A 19788-nucleotide genomic window follows, 5' to 3' on the forward strand; every position below is an offset into this window, starting at 1 on the left:
CAGGTTTTCTGATAAGTCCGATCCGCTCGGGGAGTTGGTTATGGCGGTGCGGCCCGGTCTCCACGAGGCATGTGGCCCTACAGCAGGCCACGGCGGCCAGTGAGCAAAACCATGAACAGCGGTACCTTGAGGTAGCGGGGCCAGTCGATCTCGGTCAGTTCAGGATCGGCGGTCAGCAGCAACATCGTGTCGACCTGTCCAGTTTCGGCGTATCGCACGAGCTGTTCCTGTACGCCGTCTGAAGTCCACCAACTCGCGGTTTTGGCCTCGACGCCGACCCTGTGCGAGTCGTCGTAGTGGACGCGGAAGTCAATCCGGCTTCCTCTGGCTTTCGAGGTCCCCACCGAGAGCTCTATCTCGTGCTCGATGGTGACGTCGTTGTCGACACCGGCGTCGAACCACACCTGCCGGACGAGTTCGTGGAACTCGTCCTCATCGCAATACCGGAAGTCGCTGACGTCGTCTACGAACGGATCCACCAGCGGCTTGATGTAGGTCCGCCAGATTGGCGAGTTGTTTGTCTCACCGGGCCGCATGCAGATCTGGTGCACGTAATGCTTGTCGAAGTAGTCCATAGCAGTTCCCCCTGCTCGATGTCGCTCGTACTGCAACAGGATGACTGGAGGTACCGACAAACTTAGGTCGGGCGCGGTGCGCGGGGTAGCACGCCAGCGGTCGGTCCGCTACGAGTGGTGTGAACCATGGACGCACCGGCTAAGGTCCGCGGCGCTACCCAGAAGCTGCTGCCGAGTAAGGTGAGGGTTTCGACTAGCGCGTCGAAGGCGGAGCTTGCGAGCCCGCATCGGTGCGGGTGCTCGACACCTGGAAGTTACCACTGGTCGAAGGGGGGGCCAAGATCTGCGGGGAGCCGCGATTGGCTCGTCACACGTCCGGGGCCGCCAAGTCGGCGATGCGCTGTGTGCATCCGCATTCAGACGACTGAGATCGTCTATTCGTCTATTCGATGGCGCTGTAAGGTTTCGGGGTCGATGTCCCATGCGGCCATGGTGGTGACTCCCGCGTCGCGATCAAGGGGTGGTTCGACAGGACTTGCTCCCGCGGGCCACAGGCGCAGTGCCCGGAACTCGAACCCGTCCTGCTCGGCGGGCTCCCATTCGAACTCCACCTGCTCACCGGCGACCAGATGCCTGCGCTCGGTCTTCAGCGCAGCGAACCACGCCCAGCATCCACCGGGGACCGACGCGGCGTCGATCACGCCCCAGCCTTCCTCGGCGTGCCATTCGCGGACCGTACCTGTTTCACTCATCACTGCTGCTTCCACTCGGTGACTCGTCGTGGAGCGGGGTGGTAACGGTTGGCGTACGTACCAGCCGCCAGCCTGTTCGTGACAAGACCCACGCGATCACCAGCCCGCTGATGGCTCCGATTGCAACTGCCAGGAGCAGCAGAGTCCACGGGCCGGGTAGTCCGTGCAACTGCGCCACTGTGCCTGGGGGAGACACTTGAATGTACTCCCCATCGGGGCGGTATATCTCGACGTCCAGAGAGAGGTTGGAAACCTTCCACAGCGCGCACCCGGCCAGCATCCCCAGTGCGGAACCGAGGGCACCGAGAAGGGTGAACAAGGAATTACGCTTATCGGCGGAGATCATCTGCAGGTGTGTCACCTTGTTCATGATGCCACTACCGTCACTGCCCGTTGGCGTTAACGAATTGATAAGGGTGCGAGAACTGGGCAAGGGTCACGCCGTAAGCGATCGTACCGTTCGGCTTCTTTCGCACCGTGTCGTTGGTGAACTGGCAGGTGCCGAAGAGGTTGTATTTGTCGTATTCTTCGTTGTTGGGGATCCTGCCGTGGTACTGGTAGGTGATCGGGACATCGGTGTGGCCTTTGTCCTGATACCAGCTTTGGGGTACGCCGTTGCGGAGTAGCCATGTGGTGCAACCCATTCGGGTGTTCAGGCCGTTGACTCCCTTGTTGATCATGAAATCGCTGAGGTGGTAGCCCCAGATCAAGATGCTGGTGTCCAAATCCTTCGTGGGTCGAGTACCGTCGAATTTCCCCACTTTGTCAGTGGAACTGATAGCTGTTCCAGGAAAATACCACTGATATTTCGGATCGCCGGGCTTCACCTCGGTGGTGAGGTCGACGACTTCGTTCTGGAAAGCCTGGGTCGGCAATCCCCTCTCGTCGTCATACTGATCACTCGCGGGATATCCCCAAGCGCTCTTCTCATATCCGGTGAACGCCCACCAGGCCAAGAAGGCCCCGCCGACCGGGTGCGCATCGAACGAAGGATGCCAATAGATGACCCCGTTTTCGAACCGGTTCATTCGCCCCTGCCCGTCGGGCAACTTGGTTTCATCGGAGAGTGGATAGCCGAGCCAGCCACTCTCCCAGCCGGCCTGTCCCCACTTGTCCCGGATGGCACCGCTGATGTAGTACGCCTCGTTGAGCTTCCAGTAAACCGTGCCGCCTTGGAAATACTGGCGACGCCCGACGCCATCAGGGTTGACCAGCTCGTCGGAAGTCGGATAGCCGAGCACACCGCCCTCCCAGCCGTTGCGCTGCCAGGCAGCGAAGAAGTGGTTCACCACCGGATGCGCGCCACCATCCGGAGACCAATAGATCGGCCCGTTCTGGAATGTCGAACGCTTCCCCACATTGTCCGGGTTGGTCAGCTCATTGCTCGTCGGGAATAACAGGAAGCTGTTCGGGCCGCCGAGTTCGTTGTACTTGTCACGGATCGCGCCGCACACCTCATAGGGCGCAGGCCAATACACCTGGCAACCGTCCGAGACTCGAAGGTGCGCATTGCGTGAGGGCATGCGGGCTTCCATGGTCTCCGCCTTGTCGGCGTCGGCCTTGCTGTATCCGTCAGGGATCTGTTCGCAGTCCGAGCGCATCTTGCCCGGCTCGATCGTTGCGCGCGGGTTCGGTGTCGGAGTCCAGGAATTTGGCTTCGACTTCGCATCGGGCCCGCAGGTGGTCGCATTCGTTGGCGGCAAGGGTGGAGTCTTCGTCGAAGGCGGTGCGCTGGAGGTCGCGCGCGGCGAAGTTGTCGGGGCACTCGACATCGGAGGTCGGGATGGCGCCGGTGTCGCCGACGGTGGCGAGCCCGTCGTAGTCGGCGTTGCTGAGGACGTGGACGGGGTTGGTGAAGTGGTGGTCGACGTCGTTGTCGACTGGGTCGGCTGAGCCTGCGCGAAGACGGGCCCTCCCGCTGTCAGAACGCCAACCATGACTGCGACCGATGCGGCACGCACGAGCCTGTGCCGCGACTGCTTTACCGAAGATTGCTCAGTGAACATCAGCGAACCCACCCCAATCCATCAATTTGCAGACACCGGGTGCCCAGATTCCTGGCACGCTACGTGGGACCGACAGTCTTTGGCCATGCCAGTAACTCCCCAGATACGACCAGTTGGTACTCACCATCGTCCTGGGTTGCGGTGTGCGAACTCGGTTCCTGTGCGCCGGGGAACCCTGCGACTAGTAATGGCCGCGCCAGGCTGAACGTGTTGAGCACAAGCAGGATTTGGCGCGGGGCGGCGTTTGCGGCCATCGCACGAGCTGTTCGTGTACGCCTTCTGAAGTCCACAAGCTCGGGTTTTGACCTCGACTCCCACCCTGTGCAAGTCGTCGTAGTGGATGCGGAAGTCGATCCGACTCCCCTTGGCTTCCGAGGTTCCCACTGAGAGCTCCAGCTCGTGCTCGATGGTGACGTCGTTGTCGACGCCAGCGTCGGACCACACCTGCCAGACGAGTTCGTGGAACTCGTTCTCATCGCAGTACCGGAGGTCGCTGCAGTCGTCTACGAACGGGTCCACGAGCGGCTTGATATGGATCCCGATTCTGCGGGTCCTCGCCGGCCACGGTGAAAGTAGGCTTCCCCCGGCGCTCAACGCGGCAGACAGTCCCAATTCCCGTCTGCGGGGGCGACAGACAAGAGGCGGTAACTCGTTTGAATGCCCCCCTCGGCGGTGCGGTACATCGCTGAGCCGATGAGCGCTGTGACCTTTTGACCGAGCAATGGAGGAAGGCGCGGAAGTGCGGACTCGACTACCGTGCCGTAGATGTCGCTGTCTCCTGGGTCGTCAGGACTGACGAGATAGAATATTCGGCGGCCCGTCCTGCTGACATCGAGAATGCCTGTGCTCGTGATGGTTTCCTTGGTCAGAGGATCGTCGAGCAGCGGTGAGTTGAGCAGTGCGAGCGCGTGCTCGCACGACACCAACGAACGGTCCTCACCTAGTGAGGACTGGATCTCGATCCCCAGCGATCGGTTCGTCTCGGCTATCACCGAGATCAGTAAGCCGACGGCTGTTCGCAAAGTGCTCGGCAGCGACTGCAACGTTTCCACTGTCAGCCAGTCGTCGGCTTTCGACGGAAGCGTCTGGCATAGCTCCAACGCCGCGCGCACGCTCGACGCGGCATTGGTCTCGGGAGGGTGGCTCGCGGTGCGGGGCTCGGGGGGGAGCCCGAAAACCATCATGTGGGGAGTCATCACCAGCCGAGTGAGTTCGGGTACGAGCGACTGGTCGAGGTCGTGGGTCGTGCGAGTGATATGTGGGCAGATGCGGTGGTGGGCGAACAGCCCGGTGGTGTTGGGCAGCGCGAGCGCAATCTTCCGCGCATCGCGAGCAGACACGCCGTCGTCGGAGTTCACGATCAGCCGCGGGTGAGCCTCTGGGAAGTATTGAGCCTCGGCGGCCCAGAGTGAGGATCTGAGCAATTCCTCGACCAGGCTGCTGCCTCGGTGGCGCGCCATGGCTTGTCGAAAGGGGGTGTTATCTACCACGGCACCTCCACGAACCCTCGGTCGGCGAGTGCGGCCTCCTCCGCGCCATGTCCGGTAGCCCACCCGCGTAGCCACTCCTGCTTGTCGGTGTCGGTGCCCAGGTACGCGGCGATGTGAAAGCCGACAGGATGAACGGCATCGAGGTAAGAGCTCGTGCGTGCATCGCCACCGATGACCACATCGCGCATCGTGAACAGCTTTCTCAACCGGCTGCGCCTTTCCTCTGTCAGCAACTCCAACTCGGCCAGGTTTGCGGGAAACACGGCCAGCGTCAACGCCGGACCCCGCCCCACACCGGGTTGGCCGTCGCGGGTGACGAAGCATCCGTCAAGCCAAATGTGTCCCCTGGTCATGAATTCCCGCAACTGGCCCAGGTAGGCTTGCAACCCGTAATAGACCACCTGGCGGGTATCGGAGTGCTTCGCGTCGATCACGAGCCGCTCGTGAACCTCAGCCATATTCGCTGGCCAGCACCCGAAAGGAAGTAGCCCCTCGGCAGTCCAGTCCGGTAACCCCATGTTGTCCCCCTTGTCGTCGTTCCGTCAATCGGGCGCGTCTGCCTGCACCAGGTAAACGACCTGGAACAGTGCGGAGCGATAGACTTCGAATGCGTTTCGATTGATGCGCTTAAATCGGTATCTGTCGAACTCCGAAGTCCTGGAGTCCTGGCCCGATTGGCTGCAACTGCGTGAAGCGTTCCCCGAGATGGCTTCGACCAGAGCGGCGTTACCAGCCGCTAACACACCACCTACCGCCCGCCAAAATTCTCGATATCAACATCACCACTGTCCAGACCTTCCGTTTCTCGGATCTTGGACAGAGTGCGATGTCAGGAGCATTTTGGCGAGCGCTTCCGGGTCGGTCAGCATTACGTCATGTGGGCCGTCCAATGCGAGAGTCTGATATCCCACGGCCTCCCCGAACCGGGCGAAGGGGTATATCTGTGGCAGGCAGTAGATGGCAGTTCCAGGGATACGGTCGATAGCGCCGGTGAGTCGCGTCGGTTCGGTGAACGTGCGCATCGGCTGGGGGATCAGACGTGAGGTCAGCCAGACCGCGGGGTCGTTGTCGACGATGCCGAACGTATCCGGTGGCGGTGCTGGGATCTGCCATCCGCCACCGGGCGTCTCGACTGCGGTGCTGATCGCTGCGGCGACGGGGCCGCCGCCAAGGTCGAGCAAGCTGACACCGTCGGCCCCTGCCCAGCCGTCGACGAGGATGACGTGGTCGACTGCGTCGGGTCGCGCGTCGGCGGCTTCCCGGACCACCAGTCCCGAGTAGCTGTGCCCGACTAACACAACCTCGTCCTCCTCGGGAACGGTGTCGAGGGCCGCGACCACTGCGGCGGCGTGGTCGTGCAACCCGTGGTCGCCATTAGCGCTGAGATTTGGAGTGAGGGTGTGCACACCACCGGCGCGCAATAATGGGATGACCCGATCCCATGCCCATGGGCCATGCCAGGCGCCGTGTACGAGAACGAAGGTGATCACTGGTGATTCTCCTTGCGTAGCAGGGGCAGAACCTGGCGGACGCGCTCTTCCAGGTCATTTGTTGTGCCCCTCGGTGGCCGGGCGTGACGGCAGGTGGGAACCATCTGGCGTGGGATGCCTTCCGTAGCTGAACTTCTCGTGTCCACCACGACACGCCAGTCAGGGGCAGCACGGCTCACGGACAGGGATGGGTCGTCCCCATCGAAGGCGATAGATCGCACCCTGAATGATTTGATGCACACGACAAACTCCAGTGGCAGCTGACGTGAGCAGCGCAGTCGGCCGCCCACGAAAGGCTAAGTAGCGACGCAGGAACGGATATCGACACGTTCCGCGTAACCCCCTGGAGGGAGTGCAACCCGAACAATAGCCGAACTGCGTCACTGCGCGCCAGGTATCGCGCGGGCCCGTCTCAGGGAACTGGATTGCCGACTGGTCTGAACAACATCGCGCGAAAACGCGGAAGCGCGTGCGGGATTGGCACCCAGGAGATCTGCACTGCTTGCCAGCCGCCGCTCACCGTCAGCAGTCGGAAAGTTCTCTCCGCAGTTTCGATGCGCCCCTCCGCCAGGTCTAGGTAGGTCTGGCGATTGGATGCTCGATCGTCGGGGTGTACGAGGTGGGTGTTGGTAAGGTTGAAAGTCGACCGGCGATCGGTCGGATCTGTGTCGTGGGACTGTGGGTGATGGCGCCATGCGATCTCTGGCAGTGGCGGGGTCAGCCATTCCAGGATCTGCATCGTCAGAAGGTCCATCAGCGCGGTGGTACCACCGAGCAGGGCCGCCGCCGCATCGTTGTGGTAGGTCGGCAGCACGATTCCCGGCTTCCGGTCCTCCTCGATTTGTAACAGCAACGCCCGCAGTCGATTCCGCGCATGGTATCGAAATGTGCCGAAGATGCGAGTGGTGTGGGCATCGTCTGGGGTGAGTACCCGCATCGGTCCCTCCCACACCGTATCGGGATTCGGATCCAGCACGGCGGTCATCAACTGGTCCCGCTCCTCGCACTCGATGATCCGCGACAGGAACCACGCGCCGTGCAGCAGCCGGTGCCGCGCCGGGAGAACCGCCCCGCCTCGGCCACCGCTCATCAATGTCCATTCCCCGCCGTCCCACACGAAAGCATCGATCGGTGGTGGCTCATCGCGCCCGGGTCGCCGCCTGGGGCCTGCCCACAACTGCACCGCGAGGGTCTCGTCGTCGGGGCCGGGAACCGGTATCGCCAATATCTCACGATCTCCTCCGCGGACCCACAAGTCGCGGCTGGCGGGTCGGTTGCTTGAAAGCACCTGGGCGATCGCGCTGTTTGCGGCCGCAGCAAGGGAGTTGGGGCGAATCGCGCGTATCAGCGAACGCTCCCGCGCGATCCCCTCGTCCAGCGTGGACGACAACGCTCTATCCGGGTCCGCAGCATCAACCAGGAACCACATGCTTGCCTCCCGTCCTATATTGGCGTCCACTGCTCGCCACAACCGCCAGCGCGCCGGGTGAAGGTGCGGCCGATCCGCACCGAGGCGCCGCCGCGGGCCTAATGCATCGCGATGTGGCGTTCAGAACCCTGTACTGTATCGCCAAAATTCGACACACTGTCATCCGTGGAGCCAAAAGCGCAGCACAACAACGCGGTTCGTGCCGATCAACACTTCCTCGATCACGAGCACCGTCGCCGCAGATACACCCTCGTGCGTCGAGCATCCGGAACGACACCGGGAGCTGCACTGATCATGGTGCTGCACGGGACTGCGCAAAGCGGTGAGTCGGTGCGCGAGCGCCACAGCGGACTAATCTTCGATGAGCTCGCGCGCACAGGCGACGCCGTCATCGCCTACCCGAGCGCGGTGCGACGCGAGTGGAACGGTGCCCGCAAGGCGGTCATGCTCTCGCCTGCAGTGAAAACCATCGACGATGTGGGCTTCCTGAGTTCGCTGATCACCGAGATCACTGCACGCTGCCCCGTCGACGCCGAGCGGGTGCTCGTCATCGGTTACTCACTCGGCGGCCACATGGCGATTCGTCTCGTCCACGATGCCCCCGAACTGTTGGTCGGGGCGATGCTGATCGGTACCAACCAACCCGCACCTGGCAACCTCGAAAGCGCGGGTGGGCCAGCAATGCCGCTGCCGATGGTGCTGATCCACGGCACTGCCGATCCGTGGGCTCCGTACGACGGCGGTGTGATCAGTTGGCGCGGGCACTTCCCCAAGGGAGAGCACTTATCGGCACTGCAGAGTGCCGAATACTTTGCTGCCCGAAACGGAATCAACGTCGAACCCAGCATTGAATGGCTACCAGGCAAACCCGCACCCACCGAGCTCGGCAGCGTCTGCCGCACCGAGTACCGGCAAATCGGCTGCCCGTCGGTGCGTCTCTACAGCATCGTGGGCGGCGGCCACCAGATCCCAGGACACCGGCAAGTGTGGCCGTGGCTCTTTGGGATATCGCCTAGCACCCTGTCTGCGGCCAGCGTCGCCGCAGAGTTCCTCGGGATCACTCTCCGCTCTGATGAGAAACGCTGAGCAGCAACCTTACTCGTCACGCAGGATGGTATAGCGCCGGGCAACGTGCGACCGAGCTCGGCACGCAACCAGCCCTCGGCAACGGTGTGGCGCACGGAGGCAGCCTGGGTCTGCGCGGACAGCTGCTGTTGGTTGTATTTCCAATCGAGCTTCGACCGCGAAGCTCTACTCTCCCACCTTTCGTCGGGGCCGCAATGACCTGCCAGTCGCATGTGCCCTCTCCTTCGCTCCTTGCTCGATCACCTGCTGGCGACCGCCATCCAGGAGGTCTTCGATCCAGGGGCTGGGCCAGTAGGCGTCGGAGTCAGCTGTGTGGGATTGAGTGGGCTGTAGCGTCGCACCTCCAGTAGCATGGCCTGGGTTACCGGGGGTTCGCTGCGGTTTGGATTCAGCGTTGGCGGCCAAATCGACTGCTACGCGTGCAATCTCACGGCAATCTTCCGGCGGCAGCATGCGAAGCCTCTCGCAAATCTCGACTACATCGGGATACGAGCGGCGATAGCCGGAGTCGATCAACGCGGCATCCACGACGAGCCAATACGGGTACTGCGCCTCTCGGGCAATACCTTCGAGGATGCGCTTGTCGGGAAGTTGCCGAAGGGGTCGCGCCGCCCAGGTGTAGAGGGTTTGCGGGGCGCTGCCTACTCGCCGAGCGAACTCCGCCTTCTTCACACCCCAGCGGTCGATGTGGTTCTGCACGAGGCGTAACAACTCGCTCATGATCGCTCTCCGTTCCGGCGTCGCCGCTTGCGCGACGCCCGCTTCCACTGGCCTGCCCACCATTTCGCTCGACCAGAAACGAAACTTTTTATCCACCGACTGACGCAACGTCGAGCCGGAGAATACGCAGGCTGCGAGCTATATGCCAACAGCAAGCATAGGCTTTCATCCACCCGCCACGCGTGGAAACCTCACAGACTCTTTGAAATCAACGCATCTACCTGGCACGATCGGTCGCATTCGAACATAGGTCCGGCGGGCGGGAAGGATCGCGATGCGATTGACATCAGGGGAGACACTCCGGGCGCTGATGCGCCAAAGGGGCGACACCATGGACTCATTGGGCAGGAAAGCTGGATGTTCGCGGAGCTTCATCGGGCAGCTCTGCAAGGAAGACAAACGCAGTTGCACGCCAGAGTTGGCCGCGCGTATCGCGGAGGCTCTTGCGGTGCCTGCAGATCTTCTTTTTGTGTCCAAAGAACACGCAGTCAGCGATATATATCCACGCAATCTGAGTGGGGCAGCATGAGCGCGCTGCTTGACGCCGACGACGAGGGTCGCCCGGCAGCCCAGGTCGAGCCGACTTTCACCGTCGCCGAGGGCGCAGCAATCCTCAAGCAGACCGAGGGCTGGTATCTGGGCAGGTTGCGCAGCGGTGAGTTGCCCGGTCATCGGGCTGGCCGCCAGTGGTATCTGACCGAATCCGACATCAAGCAAGCGCAGGTGCTTACCGCCCGGCCCGCCGGTGCGCCCGCTCCGCTACCGGCCGGGCTCGCGCCAGCATTTCGTCGCCGAAAGCGACCACCACGGCGCGCGTGAGCGCCCGATCAGGCTCCCTCGGTTCGGGCCGCGCCGACCCGCGTCGGGGGCGTGCGTCCTGGGAGAGGCCACGCGAGTCCCTCAGAGCTCGCGCTCCCAGGACGCACATCACATCAAACAACTTTGTGAGGAGAACAGATGTCGAACAAACAACGCGGTGGTCGCCATCGCAGCGACCGCCCGCACGCAGTGCCGGTGACCGATCTGCAGGCGCGGCTGAGCCGCGAGGACGACGGCGTCGATCCAGAGCCGTCAATCCGACCGTCCGAGGACATGGACTACGACTATGACGGCGGGGGGTCGGCGGCATGAAGGCCAATGAGGATCTTCGGCAAGTGGCTGACCTTTTGGAAGCGGCGACGATCGGCTCAGTGCGACTTGCGCTGGCGCAGTCTCCGCAGGGGCCACAACGGAATCGGAGCCTGCCGGAAAATCTCGACGCCGCGGCCGGAGTGCTCGATCGGCACCGGCACCTGCAGGAAGCGACGATGGCGATCACCTTGGCACACAAGATCTATGACTCCGAGGCCGCCAAACTCGCTCTCACCACACTCGCCTCGAACGCCGATGGCGACCGCGCCGACGGGCCGTCGATGGTCGAGCAGGTCGGCAATGTCGCGCGGCGATTGCTGTCGAGTCCGGTCGGAAGCGAGCTGCACCAGCTCGGCCGAGATCTCGCTGCCATCACCGAGGGCAGTAGATGAACTACGACTGGCAAGAGGACGCTGAATGCCGCGTCGTGCATCCGGAGGTTTTCTTCCCCATCTCGCACACCAGGCCGGGTTCTCGACCGATTCCGGCCGACCGGGAGACCCCTCGTCGCATCTGTGCGGGTTGCCCGGTGCGACTCAACTGCGCCCGACTCGGCCTGGCCACTCTCGCACGAGGGTGGAAACACGGGGTCTATGCGGGCATCGACCTCGAAGAGCGTGACGCGCGCAGCACGTTGCTCAAGGTGATCGACACGCTGGCGCTTGCCTCGATGACTGGCCCCGAGATCGGTGGTACCCGCTCGTCGCCGGACCGGCAGGGCGCGAGGCGGTGAGTATCGCGGAGTCCCTGGTTTCCGTGTCGGCGGCACGCGAGTTGACCGACCGCATTCGCGCGGGAGTGGACGCGGTGTGGGAGCTGATCATGCGCGCGTTCACCACCCGTGTCTGGACCGCGTTGGGTTACGCGTCCTGGGACGAGTACTGCGCCAAGGAGTTCGACACCACTCGGTTGCGGCTACCTCGGGAGCAGCGCCGCGAGGTCGTGGCCTCGATGCACGAGATCGGCATGTCCACCCGCGCCATCGCCTCCGCTCTGCGCTCCAGCACCCGCACCATCGGCACCGACCTGGGGCAGGTGTCTTCCAGGACCACACCTGGCACCACCGTGACCGGCCTCGACGGCAAGTCCTACCCAGCGGTGCACACCAAACCGATACACACAAGCTCGCCGGCCGATCCCGGCCTCGAAACCAGTTCAGCCACAACCCCGCCATCGTCACCCGGCTCCAGCGTGGCGGAACCAGCAGCCACCTCACCTCCACGCACTCGTCGCACCTCGCTGCCGGACTCGTTCTGGGCCGCAACCCGCGAGCTCCGCAAAAGCATCGAACGGCTCCAACGACTCAGCGGCGACGACCGCTTCGACAGCTATGCCGCGCAACTCGCCACACAACATTACAGCGATCTCATCCGAGCTCGCGACGCCGTCCAAACCGTCATTGATCTTCTGCCGCAACCCGATACAGAGGGAAAACCATGAGCATGCACCTGGTGGCCGTGTCACCCGATCCCAGCGAGAACGCCTTGCCCGAGCTGGTGATGGTCGATGCCGACCTCGCCGCTCGATGGTTGGCACGCAACCACAAGAACCGTCCCATCCGGGCGGCACGGGTCGAACAGTACTTCGCCGACATGGTGGGCGGCCGTTGGCGATTCAACGGCGACACGATCAAGTTCGGTGTCGATGGCCAGCTCCTCGACGGCCAACATCGACTGAAAGCCCTGGAGCGTACGAAGGGCAGCGGACTGGTCTTGCCGATGCTGGTGGTGCGCGGACTATCACGCGAAGCACAGATCACCATGGACCAAGGCGCCAAACGCACGCCGGGCGACCAGCTGTCATTGTCGGGTCTGTCCCGCCGCAACACCACGCTGGTCGCCGCAACACTGCGCGTCTACATCGTCTGGATGGAAGACGGGCTCTTCGGCGACCGGGTGCGCACCGCAGTCTCAGCGACCAGGGTGGTCGAGTTCGCCGACGCCTATCCCGAAATCGTCCGCAGCGCCGAGGACCTCGCCGGTGTCGCGATGCGCATCAAATGCCGCCCCGCCGTCGCCTGCGCGCTGGGGATCCGTCTGTCCGAGATCGACCCGGCCGCGGCCACCGAGTTCCTGACGATGCTCGACTCCGGCGCGGGACTGAGCACCGGGTCGCCGATCCTTGCCCTGCGCGAGCGGCTCGACAACATCCGTGCCACCAAGATCCGCACCTCCGACCGTGAGGTCCTCGGCTTGGGAGTGACCGCGTGGAACCTGTGGCGCGACAACCGCTCTGTCTCCAAGCTCCAACGACCCAAGGGCGGTTGGACTCGCGAGAACTTCCCCCAGCCTCGCTGACACAACTCGACCCAACTGGAGCGGAGACAGATGTGACCACGACCGCTATCGCGCCGAATCAGCCGACAGCCAGCCACCTCAGCACACAGACAGCCGCCGACGAAGAGACCATGACCCTCGCCGACCTCACAATCGACCTGCTCCACACGGTTTCGACTTCGCGGGCACACGCACCTACCCGAGCGAGTGCACAAGCCGGGAATCGCACCCGGATCTCTACCCACCAGGGGGCGACGCTGGTCGCGGATGGCCGCCAGCCCACCGGCTTCGACCGCAGGCATCCCTGCGTGGCTCACCAGCTCGGACGGCGACACATCAGTCCCAAAGAGCCGACCCGCCTCAAAGCCCACCTGATGCCCGGTGCTGCACAGCCAGCAGCCGGACCATCCAGCAGCGCGACCACCGAGCCAGCGCCGCCCGACACAGACGAAGGCATCGACAGTGATGAATGAGATCAAGATCGGATCGTTGTTCTCCGGCGCAGGAACACTCGATCTCGCAGCATTGCAGCTCTTTCCGGGATCGCGGCTGGTCTGGCACTGCGACAACGACCCCGCCGCCAGCCGGGTACTCGCACACCACTGGCCGCAGGTGCCCAACCTGGGCGACATCACCGAAATCCGCTGGTGCGAAGTAGAACCCGTCGACGTTCTCGTCGGCGGGTTTCCCTGCCAGGACGTCTCTCTCGCCGGTCACCTCGCCGGCCTCGGCGAGGGAACACGCTCCGGGCTCTGGTCATACATGGCCGAGGCAATCGTGGCACTCGAACCTCGACATGTGCTCATCGAGAATGTCGAAGGAATACTGAGTGCCTACGCCCTACGCGCAATGGAATCCCCGCCGAATGCTGTGGGAGAGCACCGAGATCGATCTAGTGTCCGGGCTGCCGGTGCCGTTCTCGGCGCGCTGGCCACGCTCGGGCTCGACGCGGAGTGGACGAGCTTACGTGCGTCTGCCATCGGAGCCTGCCACCGACGAAGCCGAATCTTCATCCTCGCCCACGCTGCTGCCCACTCCGATGTCGCGAGACCACAAGGGCAAGGCGAATCAGCCCGGACGGACGCGAAAAGGCAGAGCGCGCACCCGAGGCGACGACACGCTGCCCAACGCGGTGGGCCGGATCTGAGGCTGCTGCCGACACCCTCGGTCGCCGATGGCACCGGCGGACATATCTCTCGCTCCGGTGCCCGGATCGGTGAGCTGCTGCTCGGCGGCATCGCCCGCGCCCACGCCGAGGGCACGCTTGCGCCCACGCTGTTGCCCACGCCCCGCGCCAGCGACGGAGCGAAAGGCGCACCGCGCCAGCGTGGCTCCGGCGGTGACCTGATGCTGCCCTCGGCGGTCTATGCACTCACCCACGACCCTGACAGCGGGCACCCATCCGGCAGCCACGACACCGAACGCTCCCCCGGAGCCGACACCGACCGGTGGGGTATCTACGCCGACGCGATCGCCCGCCAGGAAGCGCTGACCCGCCCCGCCCCACCGCCGAACGAACCCAATCGCGACGGAAACCCGCGCCTGTCACCACGTTTCGCGGAATGGATGATGATGATGCCTCCGTCATGGGTCACCGATCCCGAGATCGGCCTGTCCCGCGTACAGCAGTTGCGCATCATCGGTAACAGCGTCGTCGTCCCCTGTGCCGTCACTGCCTACCGGCTGCTGAGCGCACGTGAGCCCTTGGGAGAGGTCGCGTGAGCGCGCTGCGTTACGCCGACGGCACCGTCGTGTCCGAGAGCGACCTCGAGTCGATCGCACGCGCACTGGGATTCTCCTCGGCCCGACGTTGGATCGAATACCACGCCGCCGCACAACGGCGGCGAGATCTGCGCGAGGGGAACGCGGCATGAGCACCACCTGCGTCCGGGCAGCGCGACCACCTCTTCTATTCCCTGCGGGGCGCCGAAAGGAGCAGCTGTGGCGCGCGAGTTCGCGAAGCTCTATCTGAGCATCAATGGCGACGTCGACTTCGAATCGTTGACCGCCGACGCGCAAATGTTCTACACCCGAGTGCTGCTGGCCGAACCCACCCTGTCCTACTGCGGGATCGCCGACTGGCGGCCCAACAGGCTCGTGCGCCGGGCCAGTGACCTGACCCTGCCCCGAATCCTGACTGCTGCAGCCGAACTCGAAAAACGCCGCTACATCCTCATCGACATCGCCACCGAGGAGGTCTTGGTCCGTTCACTCATTCGCCGCGACCACCTGCTGCGCAACCCGAAGATGGCCGCTGCGGTCACCACCGCCTACTACGGTGCCGCCTCACCCACCCTGCGGGCGGCGATCGTCACCGAGGTCCAACGAGTCCACGCCGAGCACCCCGAGTACAGCTCGTGGAGCCACAAGGACTCCGCCGAGCGCCTCGGGCAACTGCTGCGGATGCCCAACCTCGAAACGGTCGGCTACACCAACACCCTTGCGGTCCCAGACACCAATGCCGAACCGGTCCTCAATACCAATCCGATTACCAATACCGGACCGGCCTCGATTGCCAATACCGAACCGGTCACCGACACCGATACCGGCACGAGCGGTGAACACCAACCGGAATACCAATCGGATTCGGCCCCGATTCCCAGTACCCACACCCACACCCCACACCTTGCACCCTCTGGTGGTGGTGACGTAACTACGGAAGCTCACGTGGGCTCACCCCCGTCAAACGTTCCGCCGCCGCGCCGCTGCCCGCAGCATCGCGAGGAACCTTCGCCGCCTCCGTGCCGGGCCTGTGGCGAGGCACGCAAAGCCCGTGACGCCTGGGAACGCGCTCACACCACCGAGATCCGCTCCGCGGTGCGAGCCGAGCGTGATGCCGCTCAGGGCTGTGCGATGTGTGACGGGCGCTGGCGAACCCCGCCCGCCGAGCTGCTGGCCCGTCACCCGGATCCGCCGGTCGTGCGATGTGATCACCGCACCCCGACCAGCCTCGATCACTGGCACACCAGCGAGGTGCGCCGTGGCTGAGCCCACCCTCTTCGACGCAGTCGACCCGCTGCGACCCGGCCTGGACGCCCCGACACCCGTCGGTGACGTCGCCCGGCTCGACGTGGCCGGTCGCACCGAACGGGTGCTGCGGCTGCGCCAGCAGGGCGAGCAGATCTTCAGCGACGCCCTCGCCGCACACCTGGGCCGACACCACGTCGCCGCCGTCTGTGTGCTGTTCTCCGGCGGCACCGACTCCACCGCTCTGGCGCACCTGTTCCGCCACCGCGCCACGCATGCGATCCACTGCAACACCACGATCGGCATCGAGGCGACACGGGAGTTCGTGCGCGAGAGCTGCCTGCAGTGGGGTCTGCCGCTGCTGGAGGAGGCCGCCCCGAAAACGTTCCGCCAGTTGGTGATCGAACGAGGCTTCCCCGGCCCGGCGATGCATCCCAAGATGTACTCCCGGCTCAAGGAACGCGGGCTACGCCAGGCCCGGCGCAAGCTGGTCTCCGACGCGCGCCGCGAGCGCGTGGTGTTCCTGGCCGGACGCAGGCGCCAGGAGTCTCGCCGCCGCGCTCGTGTTCCGCTGCACGAGCGTGACGGTTCGGTCATCTGGATCTCTCCGATCGCGAACTGGACCGTGCTCGACCTGAACACCTACCGCCAGCTCGCCGGTGACGTTCCGGTCAATCCGGTGAGCCAGCTGCTGCACATGTCCGGGGAGTGCTTGTGCGGCAGCTTCGCCAAAGCCGGTGAGCTCGACCAGATCCGCGCCTGGTACCCCGATACCGCCGCCGAGATCGACGCGATCACCACCGAGGTCACCGCCGCCGGACACCGCCCACCCCACAACCGATGGGGCCACGGCTCCGGGCCCCGGACACGGCGTTCCGGGCCACTGTGCAGCGACTGCGAGCTGCGACTGTTCGATCTCGACGAGGAGGCATCCTGATGGCACCCAAGCTCCGCCGACCCCTGCTGGCCCTGCATCATGACGGGCCGACCGCGCACGTGATCACCAGCGGACACGGCAAGAGCTACCAGATCGTGCGCGTCTTCTCCGACCCGACCGAGGCCGCGGTATTCCTTGTCGGGCACAACGCGCGCCCGGACAACGACCGGGCCCGCATCGAGGAATGGGCGATCACCCAGACCGCACCGGAGCAGATCCTGTGGTGGAGCGTGCGCTGGAACCACGACACCGAAACCATCGACCCGCCAAGGCAATTCGCGCAATGGGCTGACGAGGTATCGCTGTTCAACGCCGAACCCTGCCTCTGGCGCACCACAGCCGGGGACATCGTGTCGCTGTCCACCGACCCTGCCCGCGCCCTCGCCGCACTGATCACCGAACTCACCCGCCCCGCCCAGCCGGAACCGAGGGCATCGTGAGCCTCTATCACCGCGACGAGATGACCACCTTGTACCTCGGCGACGCCCTCGAGGTGCTGCGCGAAATGCGCACCAGCAGTGTCGATTGCGTGGTGACCTCGCCGCCGTACTGGGGGCTGCGCGACTACGGCGTGCCGGGCCAATACGGACACGAGGTGACACCCGAGCGGTATGTCGAGACGCTACGCACGGTATTCGCCGAAGTCCGCCGCGTGCTCACCCCCGATGGCACCTGCTGGCTCAACCTCGGCGACACCTACCTCGACAAGAGCCTGGTCGGCGTGCCCTGGCTGGTCGCCCACGCGCTCGGACGCGACGGCTGGCTGCGCCGCAACGCCGTGGTCTGGTACAAGACCAACGCCATGCCCTCCAGCGCGGCCGACCGGCTGTCCTCACGGTATGAGCTGATCTTCCTGCTCACCCGCTCCAAGCGCTACTGGTTCGACCTCGACGCCATCCGCAAGCCTTACACCGGAGACCGGTCGGCATCACGGCGTTCCCGCAGCGGGCGCACCACCAAGTCCACCTCGATCGCCTCCCCGTGGAGTGCCCAGACCAACCTCGCCGCCGACGGAACCCGCCACAGTGCCGCACATCCGGCCGGCGGCAATCCCGGCGATCTCTGGGAACAAGCCAACCAGCCCTTCGCCCAAGCACACTTCGCGGTCATGGCCACCGCGATCGCCGAACGCTGCATCCGGGCGGGCTGCCCGCCTCGCCGCTGCCGCACCTGCGGCACAGCGCCAACCCGAACGAAAGGCGCTGCGGTATTGGATCTTTCCCGGACACAGGCGCGCCGGGCGCAAGCCCTCGCCGAGGCCGCCGGACTCACCGAGGACCACATCACCGCGATCCGGGCGGTCGGCATCACCGACAGCGGTAAGGCCGCCAAATCCCAGACGGGGACCGGCAAGAACGCCGACGAGGTCCAGCGCCTGGCGGCTGAAGCCAAGGCGGTGCTGGGCGGCTACTTCCGCGAGTACCTGCTCGCCCGCCCGCGCTCGACGGGCTGGAGCGACTGCGGCCACGACGACTACCGGCGCGCCGTCGTGCTCGATCCCTTCTCCGGCAGCGGCACCACCGGCCTGGCCGCGCACCGCCACGGCCGCGCCTACATCGGCATCGACCTCAACAGCGACTATCTCGACCTCTCGCTGCGCACCCGGCTCCGCCACGGCGAACTCGACCTCGACGCCGCCTCATGACCAGCACCGACCCGACTCACGAATGCCGCCAGGGCGCGCGCTGCAAGTCCCGAATCCGCGACGACGAGGGCCACTGGCACGGCGGCGGCGTCGAACGCGCCGACACCCTGTGCCGACGCTGTGAACAGGCCGCGTTCGAGGCGATCCGCCAGCTCTATGACGACTGGCTGCTGCTCGAAGCCGCGAAACTCCAACCCCGGCCCAAGGACCGCGCACCAAAGGTCACTCACTCGACGCTGTATTCGCTCCCGATCCGCCTCGACATCGACACCATCCAATCTGCGATCGAAGACGAGACCCTGGCCTGGGCAACGACTCTCACCCGCGGCGACCCAGTGCCGAGTTCCCGGCAGGAATGCGTGCACAAATGCGTGTCGATCCTGTCGACCGGCCTCGGCACCCTGGTCGACCTCCCGCGTCGCCGCCGCTGGCGGTGGACACCGCTCGCCGATGGCGGCGACGACCTCATCCACGTCGGCCGTGACGGCGTCGACGCGGTCCTGTCGCTGGCGGACCTGCACCGACGCAGCCGAGAAATACTCGGCCTCAACGAAACCCGCATCTGGCTACCTGACCCCTGCCACGTCTGCGGAGTGAAAGCACTGACCAGCTCACCGGACCAGCAGCAAGTCACCTGCCAAGCATGCCGAGCCGTGTGGGCCAAAGAGGAATTCGCCCGGCTCAATGGGGTCGGCGTCCTGGACCCGGAACGAGCGTCGTGACCAACGACCCCTGGCCCTTCCCTCGCGACACCGCGCTGCAACGCGCCCGCAAAATTGCAGGCTCCTACCGCGCCGCACTACACGCCGTTGCCCCAGAGCGGTGCGCCGAACTCGATCGGCGCGCAATCGAACTCGGCCAAGGCTGGGTGGCGCCGGTGGAACTGCCGACGCATCTGGTTGAACACGCCCTTGATGCCGAGCTGTCGGCCACCGACATCGAACACTTCTGGCGTATCCCGGCCTCGACCATCCGCACGTGGGCGCACCGCGGGCTCATCACCAGCCGACCGGGGCAGAAATATCTGGTGCGCGAGGTGCTCGCCAGGCAATCGGGGAGCGGGAACAGCACACGCGACGCGTCCTGATCATCGCGACGCCATGGCTGAGGTCCGTTCGCGGGTCAACACCCGCAGCGGGAGCTGACCACCGTTTCTGTCACCAGCGGGCGGTCCGGCCTGACGGATGTCGTGGTTCGGATCGAGGTCCGTCACTGGATTTCCATCGTTGTTGACTGATGTCGTTGGTTGCCCAGCGGGGCCGGGACGGCACGGCTAGGTTCGGGTGGCGTGCGGGCCGATGAGCGACCGGCACGGTGGGTGCCGATGCAGACGACGCTGTTCAC

At 64.7% G+C, this 19788-nt stretch carries 26 protein-coding genes; 17 read left to right on the top strand and 9 right to left on the bottom strand.

Annotation, left to right across the window (positions count from 1 at the left end; genetic code table 11):
- Positions 1–77: 77 nt before the first annotated feature.
- From ACFK0J_RS01960 to ACFK0J_RS01975, 4 genes are all read right to left on the bottom strand, one after another.
- On the bottom strand, positions 78–575 hold the full coding sequence (locus tag ACFK0J_RS01960) for a hypothetical protein (protein WP_378735966.1): 498 nt from the start codon (positions 573–575) through the stop codon (positions 78–80).
- A gap of 374 nt (positions 576–949) precedes the next feature.
- Positions 950–1267 carry a hypothetical protein gene (locus ACFK0J_RS01965; protein ID WP_378735968.1) on the bottom strand — a complete coding sequence of 106 codons (318 nt, stop codon included), beginning with the start codon at positions 1265–1267 and terminating at the stop codon, positions 950–952.
- Complete coding sequence (locus ACFK0J_RS01970; protein ID WP_378735970.1) at positions 1260–1637, bottom strand: hypothetical protein; 378 nt, start codon at positions 1635–1637, stop codon at positions 1260–1262. The genes ACFK0J_RS01965 and ACFK0J_RS01970 overlap by 8 nt, the downstream gene beginning before the upstream one ends.
- Positions 1638–1650: 13 nt before the next feature.
- Entirely contained in the window at positions 1651–2970 is a 1320-nt protein-coding gene (locus tag ACFK0J_RS01975; RefSeq protein ID WP_378735971.1) for an LGFP repeat-containing protein, read from the bottom strand.
- On the opposite strand from ACFK0J_RS01975, the gene ACFK0J_RS01980 reads away from it, so the two are divergent.
- Positions 2948–3160 carry a hypothetical protein gene (locus ACFK0J_RS01980; protein ID WP_378735974.1) on the top strand — a complete coding sequence of 71 codons (213 nt, stop codon included), beginning with the start codon at positions 2948–2950 and terminating at the stop codon, positions 3158–3160. The genes ACFK0J_RS01975 and ACFK0J_RS01980 overlap by 23 nt on opposite strands.
- 703 nt (positions 3161–3863) lie before the next feature.
- On the opposite strand, the gene ACFK0J_RS01985 is transcribed toward ACFK0J_RS01980, so the two are convergent.
- The 4 genes from ACFK0J_RS01985 to ACFK0J_RS02000 all read right to left on the bottom strand — a co-directional run bounded on the left by ACFK0J_RS01985 (position 3864) and on the right by ACFK0J_RS02000 (position 7682).
- Complete coding sequence (locus tag ACFK0J_RS01985; protein ID WP_378735976.1) at positions 3864–4763, bottom strand: hypothetical protein; 900 nt, start codon at positions 4761–4763, stop codon at positions 3864–3866.
- Complete coding sequence (locus ACFK0J_RS01990) at positions 4757–5281, bottom strand: DUF6932 family protein (RefSeq protein WP_378735978.1); 525 nt, start codon at positions 5279–5281, stop codon at positions 4757–4759. The genes ACFK0J_RS01985 and ACFK0J_RS01990 overlap by 7 nt, the downstream gene beginning before the upstream one ends.
- A gap of 261 nt (positions 5282–5542) precedes the next feature.
- Entirely contained in the window at positions 5543–6253 is a 711-nt protein-coding gene (locus ACFK0J_RS01995) for an alpha/beta fold hydrolase (protein WP_378735980.1), read from the bottom strand.
- Between the two features lie 412 nt (positions 6254–6665).
- Positions 6666–7682 carry a GAF domain-containing protein gene (locus tag ACFK0J_RS02000; RefSeq protein ID WP_378735982.1) on the bottom strand — a complete coding sequence of 339 codons (1017 nt, stop codon included), beginning with the start codon at positions 7680–7682 and terminating at the stop codon, positions 6666–6668.
- Positions 7683–7847: 165 nt separating this feature from the next.
- Between ACFK0J_RS02000 and ACFK0J_RS02005 the strand changes: the two genes are divergently transcribed.
- Positions 7848–8768 carry an alpha/beta hydrolase family esterase gene (locus ACFK0J_RS02005; protein ID WP_378735984.1) on the top strand — a complete coding sequence of 307 codons (921 nt, stop codon included), beginning with the start codon at positions 7848–7850 and terminating at the stop codon, positions 8766–8768.
- Positions 8769–8933: 165 nt separating this feature from the next.
- Here the strand turns inward: ACFK0J_RS02005 and ACFK0J_RS02010 are convergent, their stop codons facing one another.
- Positions 8934–9584: a hypothetical protein gene (locus tag ACFK0J_RS02010; protein ID WP_378735986.1), complete on the bottom strand. Its 651-nt coding sequence runs from the start codon at positions 9582–9584 to the stop codon at positions 8934–8936.
- Between the two features lie 178 nt (positions 9585–9762).
- Between ACFK0J_RS02010 and ACFK0J_RS02015 the strand changes: the two genes are divergently transcribed.
- The 15 genes from ACFK0J_RS02015 (at position 9763) to ACFK0J_RS02085 (ending at position 19531) form a co-directional block, all read left to right on the top strand.
- Positions 9763–10017: a helix-turn-helix domain-containing protein gene (locus ACFK0J_RS02015; protein ID WP_378735988.1), complete on the top strand. Its 255-nt coding sequence runs from the start codon at positions 9763–9765 to the stop codon at positions 10015–10017.
- Positions 10014–10307, top strand: coding sequence for a helix-turn-helix domain-containing protein (locus ACFK0J_RS02020; RefSeq protein WP_378735990.1), 294 nt, complete (start codon positions 10014–10016; stop codon positions 10305–10307). The genes ACFK0J_RS02015 and ACFK0J_RS02020 overlap by 4 nt, the downstream gene beginning before the upstream one ends.
- Before the next feature lie 138 nt (positions 10308–10445).
- On the top strand, positions 10446–10619 hold the full coding sequence (locus ACFK0J_RS02025) for a hypothetical protein (RefSeq protein WP_378735992.1): 174 nt from the start codon (positions 10446–10448) through the stop codon (positions 10617–10619).
- A gap of 23 nt (positions 10620–10642) precedes the next feature.
- Positions 10643–11011 carry a hypothetical protein gene (locus ACFK0J_RS02030; RefSeq protein WP_378735994.1) on the top strand — a complete coding sequence of 123 codons (369 nt, stop codon included), beginning with the start codon at positions 10643–10645 and terminating at the stop codon, positions 11009–11011.
- Positions 11008–11352, top strand: a complete 345-nt coding sequence (locus ACFK0J_RS02035; RefSeq protein ID WP_378735996.1) for a WhiB family transcriptional regulator — start codon at positions 11008–11010, stop codon at positions 11350–11352. Before ACFK0J_RS02030 ends, ACFK0J_RS02035 begins: the two co-directional genes overlap by 4 nt.
- Positions 11349–12059, top strand: coding sequence for a hypothetical protein (locus tag ACFK0J_RS02040; RefSeq protein WP_378735998.1), 711 nt, complete (start codon positions 11349–11351; stop codon positions 12057–12059). The genes ACFK0J_RS02035 and ACFK0J_RS02040 overlap by 4 nt, the downstream gene beginning before the upstream one ends.
- Positions 12056–12916 carry a hypothetical protein gene (locus tag ACFK0J_RS02045; RefSeq protein ID WP_378736000.1) on the top strand — a complete coding sequence of 287 codons (861 nt, stop codon included), beginning with the start codon at positions 12056–12058 and terminating at the stop codon, positions 12914–12916. The genes ACFK0J_RS02040 and ACFK0J_RS02045 overlap by 4 nt, the downstream gene beginning before the upstream one ends.
- 444 nt (positions 12917–13360) lie before the next feature.
- Positions 13361–14617 carry a DNA cytosine methyltransferase gene (locus ACFK0J_RS02050; protein WP_378736002.1) on the top strand — a complete coding sequence of 419 codons (1257 nt, stop codon included), beginning with the start codon at positions 13361–13363 and terminating at the stop codon, positions 14615–14617.
- On the top strand, positions 14614–14769 hold the full coding sequence (locus tag ACFK0J_RS02055) for a hypothetical protein (RefSeq protein ID WP_378736004.1): 156 nt from the start codon (positions 14614–14616) through the stop codon (positions 14767–14769). The genes ACFK0J_RS02050 and ACFK0J_RS02055 overlap by 4 nt, the downstream gene beginning before the upstream one ends.
- Positions 14770–14836: 67 nt before the next feature.
- Positions 14837–15883, top strand: coding sequence for a hypothetical protein (locus tag ACFK0J_RS02060; RefSeq protein ID WP_378736006.1), 1047 nt, complete (start codon positions 14837–14839; stop codon positions 15881–15883).
- Positions 15876–16799 (top strand): phosphoadenosine phosphosulfate reductase family protein, encoded by a 924-nt coding sequence (locus tag ACFK0J_RS02065; protein WP_378736008.1) that lies wholly within the window; start codon positions 15876–15878, stop codon positions 16797–16799. Before ACFK0J_RS02060 ends, ACFK0J_RS02065 begins: the two co-directional genes overlap by 8 nt.
- Positions 16799–17239: a hypothetical protein gene (locus ACFK0J_RS02070; RefSeq protein WP_378736010.1), complete on the top strand. Its 441-nt coding sequence runs from the start codon at positions 16799–16801 to the stop codon at positions 17237–17239. Before ACFK0J_RS02065 ends, ACFK0J_RS02070 begins: the two co-directional genes overlap by 1 nt.
- Positions 17236–18444 (top strand): DNA-methyltransferase, encoded by a 1209-nt coding sequence (locus ACFK0J_RS02075; RefSeq protein WP_378736012.1) that lies wholly within the window; start codon positions 17236–17238, stop codon positions 18442–18444. Before ACFK0J_RS02070 ends, ACFK0J_RS02075 begins: the two co-directional genes overlap by 4 nt.
- Positions 18441–19166 (top strand): hypothetical protein, encoded by a 726-nt coding sequence (locus tag ACFK0J_RS02080; protein ID WP_378736014.1) that lies wholly within the window; start codon positions 18441–18443, stop codon positions 19164–19166. The genes ACFK0J_RS02075 and ACFK0J_RS02080 overlap by 4 nt, the downstream gene beginning before the upstream one ends.
- Complete coding sequence (locus ACFK0J_RS02085) at positions 19163–19531, top strand: hypothetical protein (RefSeq protein WP_378736016.1); 369 nt, start codon at positions 19163–19165, stop codon at positions 19529–19531. The genes ACFK0J_RS02080 and ACFK0J_RS02085 overlap by 4 nt, the downstream gene beginning before the upstream one ends.
- The last annotated feature ends 257 nt before the right edge of the window (positions 19532–19788 follow it).

The organism is Nocardia brasiliensis (genome assembly GCF_042691675.1).
Taxonomy (GTDB): Bacteria; Actinomycetota; Actinomycetes; order Mycobacteriales; family Mycobacteriaceae; genus Nocardia; species Nocardia brasiliensis_D.

Excerpts from the sequence above, each read along its gene's own strand:
- ACFK0J_RS02000 (WP_378735982.1), bottom strand. The coding sequence starts at position 7,682 with ATGTGGTTCCTGGTTGATGCTGCGGACCCGGATAGAGCGTTGTCGTCC.
- ACFK0J_RS02050 (WP_378736002.1), top strand. The coding sequence starts at position 13,361 with ATGAATGAGATCAAGATCGGATCGTTGTTCTCCGGCGCAGGAACACTC.
- ACFK0J_RS02015 (WP_378735988.1), top strand. The coding sequence starts at position 9,763 with ATGCGATTGACATCAGGGGAGACACTCCGGGCGCTGATGCGCCAAAGG.
- ACFK0J_RS01965 (WP_378735968.1), bottom strand. The coding sequence starts at position 1,267 with ATGAGTGAAACAGGTACGGTCCGCGAATGGCACGCCGAGGAAGGCTGG.
- ACFK0J_RS02080 (WP_378736014.1), top strand. The coding sequence starts at position 18,441 with ATGACCAGCACCGACCCGACTCACGAATGCCGCCAGGGCGCGCGCTGC.
- ACFK0J_RS01970 (WP_378735970.1), bottom strand. The coding sequence starts at position 1,637 with ATGAACAAGGTGACACACCTGCAGATGATCTCCGCCGATAAGCGTAAT.
- ACFK0J_RS02025 (WP_378735992.1), top strand. The coding sequence starts at position 10,446 with ATGTCGAACAAACAACGCGGTGGTCGCCATCGCAGCGACCGCCCGCAC.
- ACFK0J_RS02045 (WP_378736000.1), top strand. The coding sequence starts at position 12,056 with ATGAGCATGCACCTGGTGGCCGTGTCACCCGATCCCAGCGAGAACGCC.
- ACFK0J_RS02070 (WP_378736010.1), top strand. The coding sequence starts at position 16,799 with ATGGCACCCAAGCTCCGCCGACCCCTGCTGGCCCTGCATCATGACGGG.
- ACFK0J_RS02020 (WP_378735990.1), top strand. The coding sequence starts at position 10,014 with ATGAGCGCGCTGCTTGACGCCGACGACGAGGGTCGCCCGGCAGCCCAG.
- ACFK0J_RS02035 (WP_378735996.1), top strand. The coding sequence starts at position 11,008 with ATGAACTACGACTGGCAAGAGGACGCTGAATGCCGCGTCGTGCATCCG.
- ACFK0J_RS01990 (WP_378735978.1), bottom strand. The coding sequence starts at position 5,281 with ATGGGGTTACCGGACTGGACTGCCGAGGGGCTACTTCCTTTCGGGTGC.
- ACFK0J_RS01960 (WP_378735966.1), bottom strand. The coding sequence starts at position 575 with ATGGACTACTTCGACAAGCATTACGTGCACCAGATCTGCATGCGGCCC.